This window comes from Paenibacillus sp. FSL M7-0420, assembly GCF_038002345.1.
Taxonomy (GTDB): Bacteria; Bacillota; Bacilli; order Paenibacillales; family Paenibacillaceae; genus Paenibacillus_AQ.
The window spans coordinates 7,607,661-7,630,631 of sequence record NZ_JBBOCJ010000001.1; the positions used below are offsets into that span (position 1 = coordinate 7,607,661).

Genomic DNA, 22,971 nt, shown 5'->3' on the forward strand with positions numbered 1-22,971 from the left:
AAAGTCAGGCGGCGCACGTACCCTAAGAAGGAGTGGAAATCCGTGGCTAATAACGAAATATCCCGATTCACTAACGTTCTCCTCCATATTATTTTTATCATCCTGTCTCTGGCCTGCCTGCTGCCGATTGTACTCGTCTTCATGATCTCCATTACCGACTACGATTACATCGTGCGCAACGGGTATCAATTCATCCCGGAGAAGCTTAGCCTGGAAGCTTACGCGTATATCTTCAAGGATTACAGCGTGGTGCTGCGGGCCTACGGCATCTCGTTCTTCGTCACCATTACCGGAACGCTGGTCAGTGTGTTCATCTCCTCCCTGTATGCGTATCCGATCTCGCGGGCTGATTTCCGGTACCGGGGAGTGTTCGCTTTCCTGATCTTCTTCACCATGCTGTTCGGCGGCGGGCTGGTACCGTGGTATATGGTCTACACCCAGGTGCTCGACCTCAAGAACTCCATCTGGGCGCTGGTTGTGCCGATGCTGCTGTCCCCGTTCAATGTGCTGATTATGAAGACGTACTTCCAGATGAGCGTGCCGCCCGCGCTGATTGAAGCCTCTACGATTGACGGGGCGGGGGAGCTGCGGACGTTCTTCCGGATCGTGTTCCCGCTATCTCTGCCGGTGTTCGCTACCATTGGACTATTCAACACGCTGCATTACTGGAATGACTGGTTTAACAGCATGATTTTCATTACCGATACAGACCTCTATTCCCTCCAATATCTCATGTACAAAATGATCTCCCAGGCAGACTACCTGAGCCGCAACGGGGCACTCATTCAAGGCTCGGCCACCGAGCTGGCCAAATTGCCGGGCGAGACGATCCGCATGGCGATGGCGCTGATCGGCATTGGGCCGATTGTGCTGGCCTATCCGTTCTTCCAGCGGTATTTCATCAAAGGACTGACGCTCGGCTCTATCAAAGGCTAACCTCGGCATTTACCGATTAGCATATATTGTTCCATCAAGGGGAGGAAAAAAGTATGGCAGGTAAAAAAGTCACAGGTCTGCTGCTGTCGCTTGTGCTGATAGCCGGATTCACCCTGGCCGGATGTGCGGGGAATGGCGGCAATACCGCTGCGCCTACAGAGAAAGCGGGAGAGAGCACCACGGCTCCGGCGGCAACGAAGAAAGCTGCTGCCACGGAAGCAGGCGGAACGGAGGCGCCGGGTGCGCTTGATCCGGTGGAGCTGTCCCTGTATCTGCCCGGCGGGCCGGATAAGGATGTGGCGTCCGTGGAGCAGGAGATCAACGCCTACCTGAAGGATAAGATCAACGCCACCCTCAAGATCAACCAGCTAAGCTGGGATAAACCGGCCGACAAGGTCAACCTGATGATCCAGTCCGGCGAGGTGTTCGACATGGTCTATACCTGGAACTTCATGACCAATGCCGCGAAGGGGGCGTATCTGCCGCTGGAGGAGCTGCTGGACACCTATGCCAAGGAGACAAAGGCACAGATTAATCCCGCTTACCTGCAGGCAGCCACCGTCAACGGACATTTGTATGCGGTTCCAACCGAGAAGGAGCTGGGGCAGTCGGTCGGGTTTGCTTTTGACAAAGGAATTGTCGATAAATACGGCTTCGATGTGAACAGCATTCAGAAGCTGGAGGATATCGAGCCGATGCTGAAGACGATTAAGGAGAAGGAGCCGACGCTCTCCCCGTTGTTCATGAACCATACCGACAGCCTGCACTGGTTCACCGCCTATCCTGACAGCGAGGACTTAGACGGCAGCAATGATATCCCGACCCTGCTGGATTACAAGACCATGAAGGTGTTCAACGAATACGACACGCCGGCTATGACGGAGCGGCTGAAGCTGATCCGCAGCTGGTATGAAGCGGGTTATATCAACAAGAACGGAGCCACAGACAAGACCGAGCTGAAGGATGCGGTCAAAAGCGGCAAGGCCTGGTTCGTCTACGGCAACATGAATCCGACCTCCACCAATGACTGGACCCGGCTCGCCGAGAAGCCGATGATCATCAAGACGCTGCTGCCTGTTCAGGTCAGCACCAAGAGCCTCCAGGGCTCTATGCTCGCCATCTCCAGAACCTCGAAGAACCCCGAGCGGGCGATGATGTTCATGAACCTGATCCACACCGATCCGGTGCTCTACAACCTGCTGACCTTCGGCATTGAGGGCAAGCACTACAAGAAGCTGGAGAACAACACTGTAGAGTTCATTGCGGACAGCGGCTACAACTCCGTATCCTCCTGGATGATCGGCAATGTGCTGCTGAATTACCTGAATAAGGATGAAGATCCGAAGCGCGTGCAGCTCTATACGGACTGGAATAAGAATTCGAATATTTCACCGGTCATCGGGTTTGTGTTCGATTCGACCAAGGTGCAGTCACAGATCGGGGCGCTGATCAACATCACGAAGCAGTATAAGAACACCCTGTACTCCGGGGAAAAGGACCCTGAGCCGGTCCTGAAGGAGATGAACAGCAAGCTGAAGGCCGCAGGCCTGGACGCTGTGATTACGGAAATTCAGAGTCAGCTCGACGCTTTTCTGGCCGCCAAATAAGCAGTAGAGGCCATAGCACGCCCGGTTCCCTGCCGCAAGCAGCCATAGCGGCCGCCTGCGGCAGGTACCGGGTATTCTCTTTCGCTAATCCAGCCCTTGGGGAGCCCCTATCTGATATCAAGAGAGGGTGTTATTATGCGAATTCAGAGAATCACAGGAAAATTGCTCATTGCAGTTATGGTATGGATGTCCGCATCATTGCCCGCAGCACAGATCAGCTCCGCCGAAATGCCGCCTGCACAGGCGGTTGTGGAAGAACATGTAAATAACAGTACTGTCACAGAGGATACCTACCAGCCGTCTCCGCTGCTCTGGCAGATAGGCGAGCAGGATAACAGCTCCGCAGAATTTACAGTATATCAGGATGTGTACAGTGAGAATATTACCCTCCCCGTAAATCCCCTGAACTGGAATACAATCTCCCGCGGCATGAAGCTGGACCGCAACGCGGCGATGGAGCTAAGCTTCAATCTAACGGAAGTCCCCCTCTATGGTGTAGAGTTCAGCTTCAAGGTACTGGATGCAAGCACCGCTATTCCGCAGCTCGCCGTATTCACCAATGGCAGCTTCAGCGGGCTGATTCAGATTACCGGGCTGAATGACGGAGAGACCCCCCTTACGAACACATGGATAGAAACCTATAGACTCTACATTCCCTCAGAGCAGCTGAAGACCGGCAGCAATGAGCTGAAGCTGACCGTGGACCGCGGGCTATACGCTGATCCGCAGTCGCCAGGATATGACGGTGACAAGTATCTGTGGTTCGAATGGGATTATCTCAGGCTGGCGGCGCTGGAAGAGCGGGCCACAGAGCCTATCCATGGCAGGTATGTCCATCTGGGCAGCACGATTGCCGCCTCGACCTTCCGCTACGACGAGCATGCGATCCGCCATCTGGCCCCGATGTCCAAGTGGCTGGGCATTGCCTACAGCGGCAACTGGATGCGCACCTCCTTCTGGTCCGATACCAGCGCAGGCTGGGACCCGCAGGGCCGCAAGTACCTGGAGACGCTGCGCGACCTCAATCTTGCGCCAATGGTTAATATCATCGGCGGCAACTGGAAGACTAACAGCGAGCTGGCGGCAGGGACGATCAGCTCTGCGCTGAGGAGCTATTACAGCGGCTTTGTCAGCAAATTCGGTGATCTGTACCAGTATGCCGAGACGGGGAATGAGCCGGGATTGTTCGGCTGGGCACAGAAGGCGGTGCTGGCGCTTCATGAAATGATGGACGAGGAGAGGCAGACGAACAGCCAGCCTTACCTGAAAATTGTTGCTCCCGGCTGGGCCTACTGGCCGTATAACGGCACCCCTGACGGCTGGGAACGGGATGCTGCCCAGCGTGCGCCGATTGAAGCGCTGTCGGATGTGACCAACGGACACAGCTATGGCGGGACCGGCGTCCAGCCTTTGCCGGGCGGAAGCCTGTATGAGAATCTGCGGGTGTACAGTGATTCAGAGGAAGGCTTCGGCAAAGAGATGGCCATGAGCGAGACCGGAAGCAATGACAATCATTCCGATAATACGAAATACGGGACGTATGCTTACAGGTTCGCTTCTGCTTTTGACCGGGAGCTGCGGGGGAATATCGGGTATGCCGACCATATTATGCAGCATGCCGCCTTCTTCAATGACGGGACGGAGTTTGGCCTGTTCGATTCAGCGATCAACTGGAACACACACCGCTATGAGGATACAGCAGCGGTACCGGCTAATATAAATGAATCCGGGGAGACCCGGCTGAAGACGTTCCGCAGATTGGCCGCCGCTTACGCCACCCATGGAAGTCCGCTGGACTACGAGGTGCTGAATGCAGCTGAACTGACCGGGCTGAAGGCGTATTTCCGCGCAGTGGATACCTCGGCGCTGGGGACTACAGCCATCGGGGCTTCGTCCGATAAAATCCTGCTGAACTTCGTCAACTTTGAGACGTCGCTGGTAACGATGCAGGTGAAGGTTAAGATGCCGTCCAGCGGAGCGTATGCCGGGGAACGGTTCGGTCCAGGGGAGACGTACGCCGCCGCCTACTCCAGAGTGGAGCTTGCGGCAGATCCGTACATTACACTTACGGTCCAGCTCGGTGCCGGGGAGACGGTCCAGTATATTCTGGATGAACAGGAGACCGCCGCGCCATCCGCACCGGGAAGTCCATCAGCAGCAGCCGTAAGCCATGAGCAAATCCGGCTGACCTGGACGGCTTCCACAGACAACGCTGCTGTCGTCAGCTATAACGTCTACCGTGACGGCGGAGCGGCTCCGGTGATCAATATTCCGGGACGGCTGACCTTCTGGAGTGACTATACCGTAGCGCCCCAGACCACTTACAGCTACACGGTGCAGGCCGTGGATGACTCCGGCAATGCATCGCCTCTTAGCGCAGCCGTATCAGCGACTACACCGGTCATGCCGATTACACCGCATGCCGCAGGAGATCCGGCCAAGTTCGAGGCTGAAGCTACCGCCTTTGCCCTGCCGCTGAAGACCGGCAATAACAGCAGCGCCTCGGGCGGTAAGGTCGTGGAGCAGACGCATAGCGGAGGCTTAACGATCCAAGGCTTCCATTCCGTGAACGGAGGCAGCTATACCTTAACAATTGTATACGCTTCCAATGAGGAATCGAAGAAAAACATTCTCGTGAACGGCGTGAAGCAGTCCACAGTAACCCTGCCTTCTACGGGAAGCTGGACCGCGAATCTGACCGCACGGCAGTATGGGATTACCCTCCAGCCGGGCTATAACATGATCAGCTTCACCTCCGCCGGGAAAGGGGCAAATCTCGATTATTTCAAGCTGGAGGAAGGGCTGTATGTTCCGCTCTCCCACTGGTATCCGGCCGCACATGATCATCCTTACATTGACTATGCCGGATTCACCCCTGCACCCAATGGAGTCTCCCATGTGACCTATGAGGAGGATGCCACAGCCGCCTTCAGCTTCAATGGCATTGGCGTCCGCTGGAGATCGGATATCAAGAGCGATATGGGCAGTGCGGATGTCTACGTCGATGGCGAGTATAAGGAGACTATAGTCATTCCGCAGGCAGGGCTGGAGGGCGATCATAAAATTGTCTACGAGCTTACGGGACTGGATTACGGGCTGCACCGGATAGAGATTGTAGGCAACGGCGGAAAGGTGATGGTCAGCGGACTGGAGTATGAGAGCTACGAGTCTGTACTGCCCGCACCGGGACCGGATCTGACGGTGACGGATATCGGCTGGCATATCGTGAACAGCGACGGCAGCCCTTCCGCGCACAGCACACCGCAGCTGGGCGACTCCCTGATCTTCTGGGCCAAAGTGAAGAATATCGGCGTCCGCCCTACACCGCTGAATGCCTCGACCGGACTCGGACAGATTACCGGCGGCGCCTTCTCGGTCAACGGCGGGGTGGTCTCGTGGACGGACACGAATACCAGTGTGATTCAGCCGGGTGAGGAGATTACCTTGACGGCTAATGCCAGTGCGCAGGGAACCCCCCGGTGGACGGTGCCGACGATCGGCGAGTTTACGGTCAGCTTTTTTGTGAATGATATCTGGCGGTATGCGGAGATGAACAAGGAGAATAACAAACGGGGACAGACGCTGGAGATCAGCCTGCCCTGACGGGCTAATCAGCCGCCGGGCATTCCACGCAGGCAATTTGTAGAATATTGAACTTATATTATAGCTGGCTGTATGTAGAGCAGCTTCGCGATCCGGTACACTGAACTGGAAGAGAACCTGCCGGGAGGAGTAGGAATGATGCAGAAGCCGTTAAGCAAGGAAGAACAGGAGTGGGTGGAGGATACGCTTGAAGCAATGAGCCTCCGTGAGCTGATCGGGCAGACGATGCAGGACCATGCAGGCAGACTGCCGTTCAAGGGAGATGATGAAGCGGGTCTCCGCAGGTATCTGGAGCAGTATCCGGTGGGCAGCTTCTTCATCGGCGGGGAGGTTATTCAGAAGGCCGCAGGCAAAGCGGAGGATTACCGGGACTGGGCGGGGATGCTGCAGGGCATCAGCAGGTTCCCTCTGCTGTTCTCCGGTGATCTGGAATTCGGGGCAGGCTCGGCCGTGAGAAGTCTCACGGCCTTCCCGCCGCTCCTTGCGCTTGCCGCCGCCGACGATGAAGACCTGGCTTACGAATACGGCAAATATACCGCGCTGGAAGGGCGGGCCGCCGGGTTCACCTGGGCGCTGGCCCCGGGCACCGACCTGCTGCTGAACTGGATGAATCCCGTTATTACGACCCGTTGTCTCGGCGATGAGGCCGGGCGGGCGGCGCGTTTGGCCGCCGCTGTCATGCGGGGCATGCAGGAGCACGGCCTTGCGGCCTGTGCCAAGCATTTTCCCGGTGACGGGGTCGATTACAGGGATCAGCATATCATTACCACTATTAATAGTCTGTCCGAGGAGGAGTGGTTCGCCACTTACGGGCAGGTGGCCGGGGAGATGATCAGCCAGGGGGTCATGTCCTATATGACCGGACATATTGCCCTTCCCTGGATCGAAGACGGGGCAGGCGGCGCTGGATCGAAGCCGGTCCCGGCAACCGTCTCGGAGCGGATTACAACAGGGCTGCTGCGGGAGCGGCTGGGCTTCGATGGAGTAGTGTTGTCGGATGCGCTTGATATGGGCGGATTTTTATCCTGGGGAGACTATACGCAGCGCATCATAGACTGCTTCAATTGCGGTACGGATGTGCTGCTCTGGCCGGGGGTGCGGTACTTCGCGGTGATGGAGCAGGCGGTGGAGGACGGACGCGTCAGCCGGGAACGGCTGAAGGCCAGCGTCCGGCGGATTCTGGAGCTGAAGGCGCGGCTTGGCGTGCATGCTGCCCGTGCCGGGGGAGCGGATGGTAGGGCACTGCCGCTGCTGGACGACAAGCTGCCGCCCGGGCTGGACCGGCAGGTCAGACAATTCAGCCGCGAGCTGGCCGGGCGCTGCATTACCCTGGTCCGCAACCGCACCGGCCAGCTGCCGCTGAACCCGCAGGAGGTCCGCCGGGTGCTGGTCATCATGATGAACAAGGTGACGGAGGGGCGCAGATATGAGCGGATGAATCTTTTTGTGGAGCAGCTTAAGGCTAGAGGACTTGCGGTCGATATTCTGGATGAATTCGAGCCGCTGACGACACTGCGGCAATGGGAGCTGTCCGGGGTCCGCTGGGATGCCGCCTTCGCCCCCTATTTCCTTCCGCTGCACGGAATGATGAATACCGCCCGTCCGGTGGGTGAAGCGGCCAAAGCCATCTGGGCCATGCAGCAGGCGGAGACAGTCCGGCCGATCGGTATTTCGTTCGCTACGCCGTATCTGCTGCAGGACATTCCCTTTTTAGATACCCTGGTGAATGCGTACTCTCTGCATGAAGATACGGTAGAGCTGACGGTTAAGGCGCTGTTCGGAGAGATTCCGTTCCAGGGAAGCTCTCCGGTGAAGGCGGAGATTCAAGCGGGCGATTACGGTTCAGGGAGGCTTCAGATGTCTTGACTACGAAGCGGGAGTTAGCGAACAGGCAGGCATTAGAGCAGAAGCTGGAGCGAATCTGGCAATACATGCGCTCCGAACGGCACCAGGGCGATTGGGCAATGGATATAGATCATTGGGACTGGGTGCCCGGCGTGGGTGTCATATCATTGTTGGAGTACGGTACAGTTGCTGGTAAGGATGAGGTGATTAATTATCTGCTGCAATGGGTTGGGCGGAATAAGCAGCAGGCCGAGGGGGTTCGGGTTATTAATTCCCTGGCTCCCTACGCGCTCTTTCCTGAGCTGTACCGGCTGACCCGGGACCCTTGGTTGCTCAGCCGGGCGCAGGAGGTTGCCGCATGGATGCTGGAGACTGCCCCCCGGACCCGGGAAGGGGCACTGGAGCATACGGTGACAGAGGCGGTGAAATTCCCGGAACAGGTATGGGCCGATACGGTGTACATGGCTGTGCTGTTCCTGGCCCGGCTTGCCGGCCTGACCGGAGACCGGGAGCTTGCCGCCGCTGCCGTGCAGCAGACGCTGCTGCACCTCCGGCTGCTCCAGGACCCGGCGACGGGGCTGTTGTTCCATGGCTGGAACAGCCGGGCAGGCAGCCATATGTCGGCAGCCCGCTGGGCCCGGGCCAATGCCTGGGTGGCACTTGCCGTCCCGGAGATTGTGGCCCTGACGGCAAGCCTGACTGCCGTTCCGCAGGAGCTATACAGCCGGTACCGCAGGCTTGCTTCTGCCCTGCGGCAGGCTCAGGGGGCCAGCCGCTTGTGGCATACGGTGCTCGATCAGCCGGATTATTATGAGGAGACCTCGGCCAGCGCCGGGATTGCCTGCGGCTTCCTGAAGGCGGTGAAAAGCGGACTGCTGGAGGATGCCTATCTGGAGAGCGCGGAGGCGGCACTTGCGGGGATTCTTCCGCTCATCCGTGAAGACGGTGAGGTGCAGGGGGTCTCGGGAGGCACCCCGGTCATGCCGTCGATAGCAGCCTATAACACCATTGAGAGATACCCGGCACTGTATGGGCAAGGGCTGGTGATGCAGCTGCTGACAGAGGCTCTGGATCTGGGGCAGATGCATCAGGAACAATCTGAGCAATCGGAGGAGACGGGTTCATTAGATGATGAAGGAAGGCAGGAGGATGACCGTGAAGGATAACGCAGAAGCTGCGGGTGGAGGGCTGGATCAGCGGCAACGGCTAATTGATAAGATGACCGGGCTGGAATCCCGCTATGACGCTGCCATTTGCATGCTGCGCTCCCCGTTCAGCAGTCCGGGGTATCATACGACGCTGAAGCAGGCGGAGTTCATCCACTCCACCAGAGACTCGCTCAGCTATGCGCTTGGGCTGCTTGACACGGGGCTGACCGGGTATGAACAGCGGGCCTTCGATATCATCCGGCAGGTCATCTCCTTGCAGGATACCGACCCGGCAAGTGATACCTTCGGCATCTGGTCCTGGTTCTATGAGGAGCCGCTGGACCAGATGGCTCCACCGGACTGGAACTGGGCTGATTTCTGCGGCAGCCGTCTGGTGCAGGCCATCTCGCGCCACGGACACCACTTCCCGGATGATCTGCGGGAAGCGGCAGTCTTGTCCATAGAGTGTGCCTGCGAAGCCATTATCCGGCGGAATGTCGGACCGGATTATACCAATATTGCGATTATTGGCGCGTTCGTGACCCGAATTGCCGGGGAGCTGCTGGGGCGGAAGGATTATGCGGACTATGGTCTGGAGCGGCTCAGGAGGCTGCATGCCCATACCCTGAAGCATGGGGCTTTTCAGGAATATAACAGCCCGGTCTACACCTACATTGCCATTCTGGAGCTGTCGAAGCTGCAGTCCGAGACCTCGGACTGCAGGGTTAAGGCATGGACCGGGGAGCTGCTGGATCTGACCTGGAGAACCGTGTCAGGGTATTATCACCCCGCCACGGCTCAGTGGTCCGGCCCGCATTCCCGCTGTTACGGAGTGCTGCTGGAGGACCAGAGCAACGCGTTTCTGCAACTGGCGACAGGAGGAGCCGTGATGTTCTTCCCATGGGAGGAGCTGCCCTACGAAGAGGAATGGTATATGAGCGGCATTCATTGTCCCCCTGCCTATTTGGAGGGCTTCAAGGTTCCTGAGACGAAGGAGGTAAGGCAACGCTTGGAAGGGGAGGGGGAAGGGCAGGAGCAGGAATGGGAGCAAGAGCAAGGGCAGGGTCAGGAGCGGGACCAGGTACTAGAGCGAGTGCGGGGGCAAGAGCAGGGTCAGGGTCGTGACGGCAGGTGGGCGGTCACTTATATGACTCCGCAGTGGAGCATGGGCTCCTTCACCCATAGTGACCTGTGGAACCAGAGACGGCCGCTGCTGGTCTATGCGGATAATCACGGCCAGCCTGCCTACATCCGGCTCCGCTGCATGCATGACGGCTATGACTACTGCTCCGCACGCTTCCAATCGATGCAGGAAGTAGGCCATGTGCTGTTCGGGATCGATTTCATAACGGATGGCGGGGATACTCATCCGAATCTTGACCGGACCGGCGGTGTGATTGCGGCTTCGGACCTGCGGCTGCGGCTGGAGGTTGGCGGCGCTCTGGAGGGAGTTACAGCCGCATTAACAGAAGAAGGTACGGTTATCACCATTGCAGGGACGGAGTTTGGCCTGACAACCTGGTTCGCGGCATTCAGCGGGCCAGCGGATGCAGGCAACCGATTGGTGTGGGAACTTCATAAGGCAGACGGCCGGATGAATATCGATATGATTCTCTACGCCGGTCCGCGCAGGATGCTGGACTTCACCTCCATGCAGCAGGCTGCGCTGGTGTTCTCTCTGGCGGCTGGGGAGGAGGGGAGATTGAACTCTGCCCCGCTTCTGGAGCTGACGGATGAGGGCGGCCTGCGGGTTATCAGTGGAAGCGAGCACGAAGGGGGCAGAGCGCAGGGAGTTGCAGGAGGGAAGGCGGCGGGAGCGAATAAAGTCAACGAATGGGATGAAGCGAATGAAGTGAATGAAGTGAATGAAGCAAATGAAGCAAATGAAGTGAATGAAGTGAATGAAGCAAATGAAGTGAATGCTGAGGAGGGAGATGGGGGGGCGAAAATCGTAAAAAGCGTAAAAAGCATGACAGGCGGGTTCGTACTTAATCTGCGGCCGGCTCCGGGAGAGTAGCTGATAACATCGGTCAAAGGCTGAATGTATGCGAAATACCGAATACAATGGGTGAGTGCGACGGCACATGAACCAAATGTGTACTAAAAACCGAATACAATAGACCAGTACACTGCACTTGAACCAAATGTATGCGGAAATCCGAATACATTCGGTGATGCTGCGATGAGGGATGGGCCCCATGCTCCGCAGCCCGTAACATTGTATAGATCCTGCAAAAAATGCAGCAATATTGCCCATTAGAAGCGGCTTAGGCTGAAATCTTGCATGAAATGCAACAATGCCAGCGCTAAGTAGCAATAAACACCGGAATTCCTGCAAATGATGCAACAATGTACCGTAGGCGGTAACATTTTTAGAGGAATCCTGCAAAATGTGCAACAATACGATCCATACAAGCGGTCGGGTAGATATAATACTCAGAATGGGCAAGAGATAGGCGGAGCACCGCCAGGAAAGGAAGAAGCACTTCAGAACGAATGCGAAAACCGGTTACAAGGTGTGGCCAAAAAGGCATATGGGCTGGAGGTACGTCGCCAGAAAGCGATGAGGCACCAGCATCGAGCATCGTTCACCCGCAGGGTAATTTGATCCTATAACCTCATAGACAGCACAAGGAGCTGGCCCCGTAATGCGGGGACCAGCTCCTGTGACATCCAGCGATTTTATTGCGGCAGCTCTACAAAATCATCTCTAAAGCGCTCGTAATCAGCGGCCCGGCATTCCAGCTTCAGGCGTGTGCCCTGTTCTTCGTAGCTGACGGACTGCACATCGGCATGTTCGTTGAAGTAGGAGACAATGCTGCCCCGGTCGAACGGGACCAGGATCTCACACTGTACATAGTCGGTGAAGATGCGGCTGCGGATCAGAGTGACCAGCTCGGCGACCCCGCGGTTTTGCTTGGCGGAAAGGGTGACAGAGTTATCCTCCACCTGCGGGTAAGGGTCCTCCCTCAGATCAGCTTTGTTGTAGGCGTACAGGGTAGGGATTCCGTCAGCGCCTAGCGCCTTCAAGGTCTCATTCGTTACCGCCATATGCTGCTCATGCTGCGGATCGGCAATATCGACGACATGAATCAACAGATCGGCTTCCGTTACCTCCTCCAGGGTCGAGCGGAACGCCTTCACCAGATGATGAGGCAGCTGGCTGACGAAGCCTACGGTGTCGGTTAACAGGAAGGTCTTGTGATCGGGCAGCGCAATGCTGCGCACTGAGGTCTCCAGCGTCGCGAACAGCATATCCTTGGCAAGCACGCCTTTGCCCGAACCGGGATGATAGGTCTCTACCAGGGTGTTCATTAAGCTGGACTTGCCGGTGTTGGTGTAGCCGACCAGACAGACCACAGGCACCTCATTCTTATGCCGCTGCTTACGCTGGATCTGACGCCTTGCGACCTGCGTCTGCAGCTCTAACTGCAGCGCGGAGATCCGTTCTTCAATCCGTCTGCGGTCCAGCTCCAGCTTCGTTTCCCCGGCTCCCCGGTTCTTCAGGCCGGCCCCGCCGCCCTGTCTGCCGAGAGATTCACGCAAGCCGCTCAGGCGGGGGAGCATGTATTGCAGCTGTGCGACCTCTACCTGCAGCTGGGCTTCCTTGGTCTTCGCCCGTGAGGCGAAGATATTCAGAATCAGAATGGTCCGGTCAATGACCTCGCGGTCCAGTGATGACTCCAGATTGCGGATCTGGGAGGGGGACAGCTCATCGTTGAAAATAACGATCGGTGCTTCATGCTGCTCCATCAGCAGCGCCAGCTCCTGGATTTTGCCGGTCCCGATGTAATGCGAGGGGTTCACCCGGCTGGATTTCTGGCTAAGCTCAGCCACGACCTCAATCTCGCAGGCGGCTGCCAGATTGCGCAGCTCCTCCATTGAATAAGCGAAGTTCGTGTCGTTCTGCAGCTGCATGCCGACGATAACGGCTTTCTGTTGTACGTGTTCCATATATTGATCAACCTCCATAGTGTAATTTGAGCATCAAAAAAGCACAGGCAGTCTGCCTGTGCTAACAGTAGGTGGAGGAACAACAGAATAAAGTCTGGTATAGCCCGCTGCGCGGGAGCAGCTATACGGCCATGCTTGCCATAGACACCATGAAGGTTCAAGCGGCAAGGGCAAGGGCCCCGGCAACTTAAAAAGATATAGAGCTAATCCTCACGATAAACACAGATTCTGGCGGAGTGGATACAGGCCTTATTGGGCACAGTGTACCGGTTCCGGGAATCAGTGTACGGGTTGCGGATTAACGGGTGTATGCTATGGGTTACGTGTTATGGACAGACTTATCCTGAGTCCTCTGCACAAGGCAGAGCTTTCGCGCTATGGGGAAATAATTAGCCGCGCAAAGTGCGAATCCGGATATAGTCTATCACACGCAACCCTCCGTTCTAAAAAAGTTACATTGATTTTAGCACAGTGTCTGTGAATTGACAACTGCCATGGTCTGTCAACCGACCAGAAACTTCCAATTTTATCTGCATATCCTATTGAATACAGCTCTAACGGAGGGTGATAACAATGCCTATACTGACAACCAATATGTTAACAAAGAACCCTACCCCGGGAGCAGGACTCATCAGTCAGGCAGTAGTGAAGGTAGTAAACAATGGGATAGCCCAGGGAACGGTCTATTTGGCCGGTTACAACAACGATGTAAGTCCCTCAACGCTGTTCGCGCAGGAGTTGTTCGAGTCGAACTATCGGGAGGTTGTGACCAAAACGTATAATATTACGCAGAATTTTTTCCAATTCAATATCTCCTACTCCCAGGAGCAGGTACGGGTACGGATCTTCCTTGTGGACAGCAGCGGGCTCTGGAGTCCCGTTACCCTGCAGCCCATGGCGCTTAGCCGGATTACCTCAGAATTCCGTAACAATATCCCCGTAACGAGCAGCGACACCGCAGCGATCAGCTTCCGCAGAAGCACCACGATCGCCGTTCCTGAAGCAGTGGCCGCCGAGATCGTTCCAGACGGGCTGGAGATACTGGCCTCTACCCCTATCCGCTATAAGGTGATAGCCGGGGGGACCGTGAATGGAACTTTTATGAATTACCCTACGCCGACTACGGCTATCCCTGTCACTGAAACAGCGCTGCTGGTGAACTATACCTGTACAGCAGTCACCGGCGGACGGGTGCTGACGCAAGGCATCGGCTCCGGCATATCCGGAGCGTACCAGAATGTGGCGGTGAATCTGCTGAATCAGCGGCTCGCCTACGATCTTCAGCAAGTGCCGGTCACGCTGGTGGTCAGCTCGCTTGCCGGGGAGGACAATGTGGCGGCCACCTTCAGAATGTCTGAGCAATGGTGAAGGCCGAAGGGTGAAGGTCCAGTAATGCCACGCTGGCTGACTGGTAACAGACCGAAGACAGACCTGTGGCAGATAAAAGATAGCCAAAGCAGAGGATATCCACAGCGGCGGGTTATCCCACCCATTCCCGGCGCAGCGTGAACAGATCCTTCAGCGCGTCCGTGGACAGCTCGGTGATCCAGCCCTCGGAGCCGGAGATGACGTCGTCGCTGAGCTGCTGCTTGCTCTCCAGCATCTCGTCAATCTTCTCCTCCAGCGTGCCGAGCGAGATGAACTTGTGCACCTGTACATCCCGGGTCTGGCCCATGCGGTAGGCACGGTCCGTAGCCTGATTCTCCACCGCCGGATTCCACCAGCGGTCGAAATGGAACACATGGTTGGCGGCCGTCAGGTTGAGGCCGACCCCGCCCGCTTTGAGCGAGAGGATGAATACATTCGGCTGATCGGACGGCTGTGCTCCGGCATCTGCATCTGCAGTGGCTTCGCCCGCAGGCTGAGCGGGGGTCTGGAACCGCTCAATCATGCGGTCGCGCGTGCTCTTCGGCGTGCTGCCGTTCAGGTACAGCACCGGTTCCTGCAGCTCCTGCTGAAGTACGGCCTGGAGCATCTTGCCCATGCCTACATACTGAGTGAAGATCAGGCAGCGCTCGTTCTCCTCGCGCAGCTCGCGCACCATGGCCAGCAGCCGTTCCAGCTTCGCAGAGCGTTCGATCAAGGAGGTGGTGTCCAGAGCGCTGCCGTCTTCCGGCTCAGGCAGTGCCTCCTTGGTCAGCAGCATCGGATGGTCACAGAGCTGCTTCAGGCTGGTCAAGGCGGCGAGAATGGCCCCCTTGCGTTCGATGCCCTCCAGCTTCTGCATCCGTTCAAGCAGGCTGTTCACGTTCTGATCGTAGAGTGCGGCCTGCTCGGCCGTCAGGTTAATGTAGGTCTTCATCTCATTCTTATCCGGGAGATCAAGCTGGATCGCCGGGTCCTTCTTCTTGCGGCGCAGCATGAACGGCTTGACCAGCCGCTGCAAATCTGCGGTCCGCTCGGCATTGCGCTCCTTCTCAATGGCATTTGCGAACCGGTCCTGGAACCCTTTCGGGCTGCCCAGATAACCAGGTGTAATGAAATCGTAGATCGACCACAGCTCGGACAGCCTGTTCTCAATCGGTGTACCAGTCAGGGCGATCCGGTGCAAGGCGGGGAAGCTGCGCACGGCGGCGGACTGCTTCGTTCCGGCGTTCTTGATATTCTGTGCTTCGTCCAGGCACACGGTTGCCCAAGTGAACTGCTTCAGCAGCTCCTGGTCCAGTGCAGCGGTAGCGTAGGAGGTAAGCACAACATCTGCCTGCGAAGCCGCGCCGTAGAAATATCCGGCGTCCAGCCGCCGGCTGCCATAGTGAAGCATCACGTTCAGGGAAGGCGCGAAGCGCTGCAGCTCCTTCTGCCAGTTGCCCAGCACGGAGGTCGGACAGATGATCAGCGAAGGCCAGCCGGCCGGCTCGGTCTGCCGCCGGGCCACGGGTGCGCCGGAAGCTGCGGCTTCCTCTTCCTGCTCCTTCAGATGGAGCAGGTAGGAGATCAGCTGCACCGTCTTGCCAAGCCCCATGTCATCGGCCAGGCAAGCGCCCAGCCCGAAGCGGCGGAGGAAGACCAGCCAGGCGAAGCCCTCATGCTGGTAGCTTCGAAGCTCGGCGTGCAGACCGGCCGGCACCTCCGGCTTCGGCCACTGGCTGCGCTGCCCCAGCTGGCCGATCAGCTTCACGAGATGCTCGTTCAGCTCAACCTCCAGCCGGACGCGGACCGCTTCCTCCTCGGCACGCTGCGCTTCCGCTTCCTCCGGATCGCCGTCTGCACCTTCGTTCAGCAGGTGCAGCTGCAGCACATCCTGGAAGGACAAGCCGCGCGACTTGTCCATCCCGGCCATGGCCCGCTGAATCTGCGCCAGCAGCGCAGGGTCCAGCGGAATCCACTTGCCGCGGAACTGGACGAGGCGCTCCCCGCGCGCTACGAGGTCGGCGAACTCCGCCTCGGACAGGTCGGCGTCGCCGATGGAGATGCGCCAGTCGAAATCGACGAGCGCATCGAGGCCGAACAGCGACTGCCCGCGGCTGCCCTCAGCCGTGCCGGAGCTGATCTTCGCGCGCAGGCGCGGCTTCCTGCGGCTGGCGGCTTCCCACCACGCCGGCAGCAGCACCTGCCAGCCAGCCTCCAGCAGGAGGCGGCTGTCGGCCGTAAGGAACCGCCACGCGACCTCGTCGCTCAGCGGCTCTGCCAGCACATCGGCGCCGCGCCCGATGTGCTCCGGAAGGCTGTCACGCAGCCGTGACAGCCACCCGCCCGCGCGCTCGTGGACATGCGCTGTCCACGCTGCGGGCCAAGTGCCATGCGGCTCGCCGTCCCCGGTGAGCCGCAGCGGCACAAGCGCGGACTCGTCGCTCTTGTGCTGGAGGAGCAGCTGGAGCCGCCAGTGGGGCAGCTCATCGTCAGGCTCAAGCAGCTGCAGCACCGGCCGGAACGGCGCGGTGTCTGCCTTCCAGCCGATGGACATCAGCCAGCTGTCTTCGTCCATACCGGCTGCGCTTCTCCCGCCTGCGCTGAACAGCAGCGGGAATTCACTGCGCAGATCACCGGCCTGCGCCTCGGTGCTGTAGTGCCGCTGGAAGACCGCCGCCGAGAAGGCGGCCTGCAGCCCTTCGGCGAACCCGCTGCGCTCCTGAAGACGATGCAGCGCGGCCGCATCGTCCCAGTTCGCCTCGGCGGCTTCCGCCAGCACTTGCTCCGCCCAGGCCCAGCGGAGCTGGCCTTCACGGTAGGCTGCGAAGCTGGGGGCGTACTGCCGGGCCTCCAGCATTCCGGCCAGCAGCGGGGCCAGCCGGGTTAACAGCTGGGCATCGCCCTGCCAGCTCCAGCCGACATGCCGGAGCAGCCGCAGGTCCGCAAAGAACGGCAGGACCTGCTCGGCAGGCAGCACCACCAGCTCGACCTCATCGGCCTTCGAGGTGCTAAGCTCCGTGCCGTAGAAGGATTCCTCATGCCAGGCGAACAGCATCTGCTTGAGCTGGACACCGGGCATATAATCATCCCGGTCATCCACACCGTAGATCAGCGCATCGCCATACTGGGTGAGGGCGAGCTGGACGGTAATATTGCGCATCTTCATATTCATGGGATCAGTTTTCCTTTCCGCAGCTCCTCCTGCAGGGCGCGCAGGCGGCTATGCCTATCCGTGAAGCCGTCCAGGAACACTTCCCAGCGTGCTTCGCGTTTCAGTTTTTTGTACAGCTTGGCGAGCCGCTTGAGCAGCTTCACGGCCGCTTTGTAGCTGTGCCGGTTCTTCTCCAGCACGAAGCGCTCCACCGCCTGATGGTAGAACGGCAGAAGCAGCTCCGGCGCATTCTTCTCGATCGGCTGCAGGTCGCTCACCCGGAAGTCGGAAGGCCGATGGCCGGAGGAGATCTGCATATCCATCCATTCCTGCCATTTGCCGTAGGCGAGCAGCTGGACTTCATAGATCTCGCGTGACAGCGGCAGCATACCCGACAGCGTATCCCACATCAGCGGCTCTTCTTCGGGCAGGTGACGCACTGCCTCATCCCAGTAGCCTGCATAATCCAGCAGATTGTACATTCGGCTGTTCAGCAGTGGGCCGAGCGCGGCCAGCCACAGGGTCAGGCGTCTCCACTGCCCGGCTTCGGCCAGCGGAGGCAGGAAGCTCATCAGCTCCTCCGGGTGCAGCCCGGGCCGTTCGGACGCTGTGTTCAGCTTCTCAATAGCGGCCGCATCCTCATGCAGCAGCGCATGCATCCGGCTCTCGGCCAGCAGCAGGGCATGGCGGGGAGCAGCGGCGCTTAGCTTGTCTCCGGCCTGTTGCAGCTCCGCCAGCTCCTTGGTGTACAGCTCCGGTCCGCTTAGATTCGGGGTAATCCAGTTGATCCACAGCAGGCTGTAACAAGCAGAGAAATAAGGCTGTTCTCTGGCGCGTTCACGCGTTTCGTTCAGCATCTCAGTCCGCAGATAGGCAATCGTATCGTAGACTCTCGGCCACTCCTCCGGGGCTTCCGCCAGCGGCAGACCCCGATTCATCATGTCTGTGATATGCTTTTGCAGCTCGGAAATCGCAATAGAGGTGTAGTAGCCCACGGAATAACCAAGAGACAAGGGGTTCGCCGTGAGGGAAGTCCCGCCAGGCCGGAGGATACTCTCCAGCACACAGAGATGAGCGTGTAACTTGAACAGTTGGGCAGCAGCGGGAGGCAGCTTGGGCTGGCCTCCGGTGATGGCGGCGAGCGCCCGGTCGGCATACTGCGGGTTGCGCACCGTATGGGCAAGCGGCTCCACCAGCAGCGCCATGTATTCACGCCACTGCTGCACCGTAGCCTCAGGAATCAGAGCCGCCAGCTTCTTCAGTTGTTCCCCGCGCCGTCCCGGGACAGCGGGCGCCGCAGCGGAATGAATCGTCGGCCGGTCGACCAGGGCCTTGGCGTTCGCGATGGAATGCACAGGCTTGTCCTGCTCCTCGGCGTATTTCATCAGCACGGCCGCCATATGCTTACACATCCCGGATACGGGGCAATCACAGGTGCTCTCTTGCAGATGGTCCAGATCTATAGAGACCATATAATCCTCCCGGCCTTCCACAATGGACATGATTCTCCGTTCTTCCATCATCCTGAAGGCATGCACGCGTGTTTGCTTATAATATTGAAATCCCCGTTTCAGGGTCAGATCATCGAAAGAATGGGCTACCTCCGAGATGAGCTTATCCCACCCGGCTGCATCCATGATATAGTTTGACTGCATCGCTATCGTTCTCCTGTAGCAGATTGGGTGAATCCGTCGTTCCATTATATCATTATTGTATAGCGTATCCCGGAAAAGTCTGAAATCCTAACAGGTATGATATGCCCCATATTGAAATATTAGGGGAACATGCTAATCTGAAATCTAGACCTATGAGCAACCGCTGGAAGGATGAAGCTTAAGCAATGCTGCGATTTAAAATGAAATACCTGCTGCACAACAAACAGAACCGTCTAATCCTGATGCTGACAGCCGGGGTATCCCTGCTGATTACTATGATTGGTCTATTCTCCTATAGAGAGTACCGCAATGCGCTGGACACCGAGCTGAATACACCGAATATTGAACTGCTGCAGATTAATGTGGATGTTACGAACCGGGCCTTCCGTGAATCCGACAACAAGGCGGTGGATCTGTCCTTCCATCCCGCTGTGCTGAGCTATATAGAGGCGGCTGAGTCAGATAATCGCGGCCGAGCCGCAGCGGCGCAGGAATACCTCAAGGCGCTGGCGACAGAGCCGGATGTGCATGCGATCAGCGTGGTCAAATTCAAGGACCAGTCTGTGCTCTCCAGCCGCTACGGCTATGTTCCGTCCTGGGGGGAGGCGCCTGAGCATGAATGGGGGGCCTGGATCGGGGAGATTAAGAAGAAGCCGCTTCTGATCAAAAGAAGGCTCTACACCGGCAACGGTTCCCGCCCCGGTGATACCGAGCTGCTGTCACTGGCCCGGCCGGTGGTAGTGAACGGTGAAGTGGCCGGTGCCGTGCTGATTGATCTGGATTACGATACGCTGTTCTCCAAAATGTACACCCATCTCTCCAGCTACCAGCTCGTCTATAACCTGGAAGGAGAGCTGATCTACCCCAAGCTGAATCTTCCGTTCCCGCTGGCGGAGCTGGGGAAGGTGCTGGAGGACATCGATGTCAGTCCCTTTGCCCATGTCACCATCGGAGGCCAGGCCTATATGGCAAATCAGACCTTCTCCAATGTGACCGGCTGGCGCCTGCTCTCGCTCGTACCCATGGAACAGCTGCTCAAAAATGTGAAGATTGCACGCAATATGATGCTGATGCTGTCGCTGATCTCTATCGCCGTAGGCCTCGCTGCCATGTATTATTACAATTTTGCCGCCTTCCGGCCGCTCAAACGGATTAAAAAGCTGCTGCTTCCTGAGCAGAAGGCAGCCGGGCAGGGCGGGCTGTACGATCTGGAGCCGGTCATCGGCAAGCTGGTCGGTGATTTCCGCAGTAAGTCGCTGGTAGCGGACTGGAGTCTCCCGGAGCTGCGCTCCAAATTCCTGCAGGACCTGATCACGCGGAGTATCGGCACCCAGGAGACACATACGCGGTTTGAGCACTATTTTAACGGCTGGAAGGAAGGTCCGTTCGAGCTGCTGGTCTTATCCATAGACCGGCATACCCAGTGGTCTGCGGGCTTTAAGGAAGAGGATCAAATGCTGCTCAAATACGCGATGATTAACATGGCCTATGAAATCTGCGAAGCTTCCTGGCGGACCGTGGTCGCTTCACCGCAGCAGGACAGTCTCGTCATCCTGTTACAGGCGGCAGGCGGGGAAGAACAGGAGCTGTACGCAGCTGCCCGGAAGCTGGCGTCTGCCATGCTCGAAGTGCTGAAGATTCCGGTGTCCGTCGGCATCGGTGAACAAGCGGGCTCCATCACCCATATCGCCCAGTCTTACTCAGAGGCGCAGACTGCGCTCTCCTACCGGTTATATGAAGGGTACTCCCATGTACGGGTCTATTCCCGCGCAGAGAATAAATATGAAGAGAGCATCGGGGCTGCGGATGAGGTCTGGAAGCAGGAAATGCTGAACGCCCTGAGAGCATCCGATGCTGCCGCTGCACAGGATTGGGTCCGCAGAGGGATTGCCGAGACCCGCAAGCGGGGAATTCAGCCGCACAAAGTATTCCGCTCGCTAAATGACCTGCTGGAGGAAATTCTGCATATAGCTGCTGCCGGGGGATACCCGGTACCTGCGGAGCTGGCAGATTACACCTGGCATCAGGTGACGACCATGGAGCTTAATGAGATTGAGCAGCTGCTGTGCAGCATAGCGGTTCAGCTATCGGACGCCTTCGGGGCGCACCGGCAATCGAAGGAGTTCCTGCTGGTTCAGGATCTTATAGAGTATATGAAGGAGAATCTGCAATTCAATATCGGGCTGCCTAATATCGCCTCCCATGTGAACATGGGGGTATCCTCGGTGAGCACCATCTTCAAGGAAGAGACCGGAACCACGGTATATGACTATCTGACCAACTTGAGAATCAATAGAGCCTGCGAGCTGCTACAGGACAGCAGTCTGAGAGTTGCCGAGATTGCCCAGCAGGTGGGTTATCAGAATGAGAACAGCTTCATCCGGGTCTTCCGCAAGATTAAATCGACCACACCCGGCAAGTTCAGGGAGAGCAGCAAATCCTCCAAGGAGTATGCAGATCGGCCAAAACCGCGCCATTCCGGCGTTTCTGAGGATTCGGAATAAGATTATGCGATTGAAGGAATACCCCCGGTTGCGATAAAGTTCTATTTGAGAAAACTTTCACATCCTTCATGGCAGGCTGCTGATACTCAAAGAAAACGGGGGTGAGGGCACGGGCGCAAGGCCAGGCATAGGCATCAAGCATCTGCAGGCTGCCCGATTACTTCTATATTAGAGAAGAGGGATGGATTTGAAACGGACCACTCGAATAGGACTCTGGACAGCAGCTGTAGCAGCTCTGGTCCTGTTGATTCTTAGAATCGGGATTCCTGGGGGAGGCGGCCCGGGCCGGGAGACTGCCGGCACAGATTATCCCGGACGGCCAATCACACTGCTTGTGCCCTATGCCGCAGGAGGAGGAACGGACGCCACCGCGCGAGCACTCGCCACCGCGACAGAGAAGGTGCTGGGCCAGCCGGTAATTGTGGTTAACCGCACCGGCGGCGGAGGCTCCGTAGGACTGATGGAAGGCGCGAATGCCAAGGGAGACGGCTATACCGTTACTTTTTTGCCGGCCGAGCTGACCATTCTTCCGCATCTGGGATTATTGCCGATTACCTATGAGAGATTCAAACCGATCGCTCAGACGAATTTTGATCCTTCCGCCATCACCGTAAGACAGGACGCGCCATGGCAGGACGTCAATGAATTTCTCGACTTTGCGAAAGCGCATCCAGAGGAATTGAAAATGGGAAACGCAGGAACGGGGAGCATTTGGCACTTGGCCGCCGTAACCTTGGAACGGGAGACCGGTGTGAAGTTCGCGTATATTCCCTTTGAAGGTGCAGGGCCGGCCGTCTCCGCCTTAATGGACGGATTCGTGGATGCGGTACCAGTCAGTCCCGCCGAGGTGAAGAAATATGTGGATGAAGGGAAGCTGCGGATATTGGCAGTCAATGCCGACAAGCGCTCAGAGGCGCTGCCGGATGTGCCGACCCTGGAAGAGCAGACCGGCATTCATGTGAACTTCACGGGAACATGGAGGGGACTGGCTGTACCGAAGGATACGCCGGATGCTATTGCGGAGGTATTAGCCGGGGCATTTATCAAAGGGACCGAAGACAGGGAATTCCGCGAATATATGAACTCGAACGGGCTGGGGCTGCTGGTAAAGGACGGCAAAGCCTTCGCGAAGCAGCTCAAGGAGAGCGATGATCTGTTCGCTGCCATGATTCCCGAGCTTGGACTAAGCCGCAAGTAGATAATATACACTCATCACGA

At 57.6% G+C, this 22,971-nt stretch carries 12 protein-coding genes; 9 read left to right on the forward strand and 3 right to left on the reverse strand.

Annotated elements, in window-relative coordinates; translation table 11 throughout:
* Nucleotides 1-42 precede the first annotated feature (42 nt).
* The 6 genes from MKX51_RS32870 (at nucleotide 43) to MKX51_RS32895 (ending at nucleotide 11,156) form a co-directional block, all read left to right on the forward strand.
* On the forward strand, nucleotides 43-936 hold the full coding sequence (locus MKX51_RS32870) for a carbohydrate ABC transporter permease (RefSeq protein WP_076077305.1): 894 nt from the start codon (nucleotides 43-45) through the stop codon (nucleotides 934-936).
* A 53-nt stretch (nucleotides 937-989) separates the two neighbouring features.
* Nucleotides 990-2,543: an ABC transporter substrate-binding protein gene (locus MKX51_RS32875; protein WP_340995391.1), complete on the forward strand. Its 1,554-nt coding sequence runs from the start codon at nucleotides 990-992 to the stop codon at nucleotides 2,541-2,543.
* Nucleotides 2,544-2,678: 135 nt separating this feature from the next.
* On the forward strand, nucleotides 2,679-6,146 hold the full coding sequence (locus tag MKX51_RS32880) for a carbohydrate-binding domain-containing protein (RefSeq protein ID WP_340995393.1): 3,468 nt from the start codon (nucleotides 2,679-2,681) through the stop codon (nucleotides 6,144-6,146).
* 135 nt (nucleotides 6,147-6,281) lie between these two features.
* Nucleotides 6,282-8,012 (forward strand): glycoside hydrolase family 3 protein, encoded by a 1,731-nt coding sequence (locus MKX51_RS32885; protein WP_340995395.1) that lies wholly within the window; start codon nucleotides 6,282-6,284, stop codon nucleotides 8,010-8,012.
* Nucleotides 8,009-9,157, forward strand: a complete 1,149-nt coding sequence (locus MKX51_RS32890; protein ID WP_340995398.1) for a glycoside hydrolase family 88/105 protein — start codon at nucleotides 8,009-8,011, stop codon at nucleotides 9,155-9,157. Before MKX51_RS32885 ends, MKX51_RS32890 begins: the two co-directional genes overlap by 4 nt.
* On the forward strand, nucleotides 9,147-11,156 hold the full coding sequence (locus MKX51_RS32895; protein WP_340995400.1) for a hypothetical protein: 2,010 nt from the start codon (nucleotides 9,147-9,149) through the stop codon (nucleotides 11,154-11,156). Before MKX51_RS32890 ends, MKX51_RS32895 begins: the two co-directional genes overlap by 11 nt.
* A gap of 665 nt (nucleotides 11,157-11,821) precedes the next feature.
* On the opposite strand, the gene hflX is transcribed toward MKX51_RS32895, so the two are convergent.
* Nucleotides 11,822-13,093, reverse strand: a complete 1,272-nt coding sequence (gene hflX / locus MKX51_RS32900) for a GTPase HflX (protein ID WP_340995401.1) — start codon at nucleotides 13,091-13,093, stop codon at nucleotides 11,822-11,824.
* Nucleotides 13,094-13,666: 573 nt separating this feature from the next.
* Here hflX and MKX51_RS32905 point away from each other — a divergent pair.
* Entirely contained in the window at nucleotides 13,667-14,461 is a 795-nt protein-coding gene (locus MKX51_RS32905) for a hypothetical protein (RefSeq protein ID WP_340995402.1), read from the forward strand.
* Nucleotides 14,462-14,573: 112 nt separating this feature from the next.
* Here MKX51_RS32905 and MKX51_RS32910 read toward each other — a convergent pair whose 3' ends face one another.
* Together MKX51_RS32910 and MKX51_RS32915 are read right to left on the reverse strand one after the other, a co-directional pair.
* A complete protein-coding gene (locus MKX51_RS32910) occupies nucleotides 14,574-17,615 on the reverse strand; it encodes a DEAD/DEAH box helicase (RefSeq protein ID WP_340995403.1) in 3,042 nt (1,013 codons plus the stop codon).
* The gene (locus MKX51_RS32915) at nucleotides 17,612-19,249 is read right to left on the reverse strand and encodes an SWIM zinc finger family protein (protein WP_340995404.1); all 1,638 of its coding nucleotides are present in this window, start codon (nucleotides 19,247-19,249) and stop codon (nucleotides 17,612-17,614) included. The genes MKX51_RS32910 and MKX51_RS32915 overlap by 4 nt, the downstream gene beginning before the upstream one ends.
* 185 nt (nucleotides 19,250-19,434) lie before the next feature.
* Between MKX51_RS32915 and MKX51_RS32920 the strand changes: the two genes are divergently transcribed.
* Together MKX51_RS32920 and MKX51_RS32925 are read left to right on the forward strand one after the other, a co-directional pair.
* Entirely contained in the window at nucleotides 19,435-21,753 is a 2,319-nt protein-coding gene (locus MKX51_RS32920) for a helix-turn-helix domain-containing protein (RefSeq protein ID WP_340995406.1), read from the forward strand.
* Nucleotides 21,754-21,934: 181 nt separating this feature from the next.
* On the forward strand, nucleotides 21,935-22,951 hold the full coding sequence (locus MKX51_RS32925; RefSeq protein WP_340995407.1) for a tripartite tricarboxylate transporter substrate binding protein: 1,017 nt from the start codon (nucleotides 21,935-21,937) through the stop codon (nucleotides 22,949-22,951).
* The last annotated feature ends 20 nt before the right edge of the window (nucleotides 22,952-22,971 follow it).

What these genes read in the sequence shown, in the direction of transcription:
- MKX51_RS32875 (WP_340995391.1), top strand. Translation starts at nt 990, where the DNA reads ATGGCAGGTAAAAAAGTCACAGGTCTGCTGCTGTCGCTTGTGCTGATA.
- MKX51_RS32880 (WP_340995393.1), top strand. Translation starts at nt 2,679, where the DNA reads ATGCGAATTCAGAGAATCACAGGAAAATTGCTCATTGCAGTTATGGTA.
- MKX51_RS32885 (WP_340995395.1), top strand. Translation starts at nt 6,282, where the DNA reads ATGATGCAGAAGCCGTTAAGCAAGGAAGAACAGGAGTGGGTGGAGGAT.
- hflX (WP_340995401.1), bottom strand. Translation starts at nt 13,093, where the DNA reads ATGGAACACGTACAACAGAAAGCCGTTATCGTCGGCATGCAGCTGCAG.
- MKX51_RS32905 (WP_340995402.1), top strand. Translation starts at nt 13,667, where the DNA reads ATGCCTATACTGACAACCAATATGTTAACAAAGAACCCTACCCCGGGA.
- MKX51_RS32910 (WP_340995403.1), bottom strand. Translation starts at nt 17,615, where the DNA reads ATGAATATGAAGATGCGCAATATTACCGTCCAGCTCGCCCTCACCCAG.
- MKX51_RS32915 (WP_340995404.1), bottom strand. Translation starts at nt 19,249, where the DNA reads ATGCAGTCAAACTATATCATGGATGCAGCCGGGTGGGATAAGCTCATC.
- MKX51_RS32920 (WP_340995406.1), top strand. Translation starts at nt 19,435, where the DNA reads ATGCTGCGATTTAAAATGAAATACCTGCTGCACAACAAACAGAACCGT.
- MKX51_RS32925 (WP_340995407.1), top strand. Translation starts at nt 21,935, where the DNA reads ATGGATTTGAAACGGACCACTCGAATAGGACTCTGGACAGCAGCTGTA.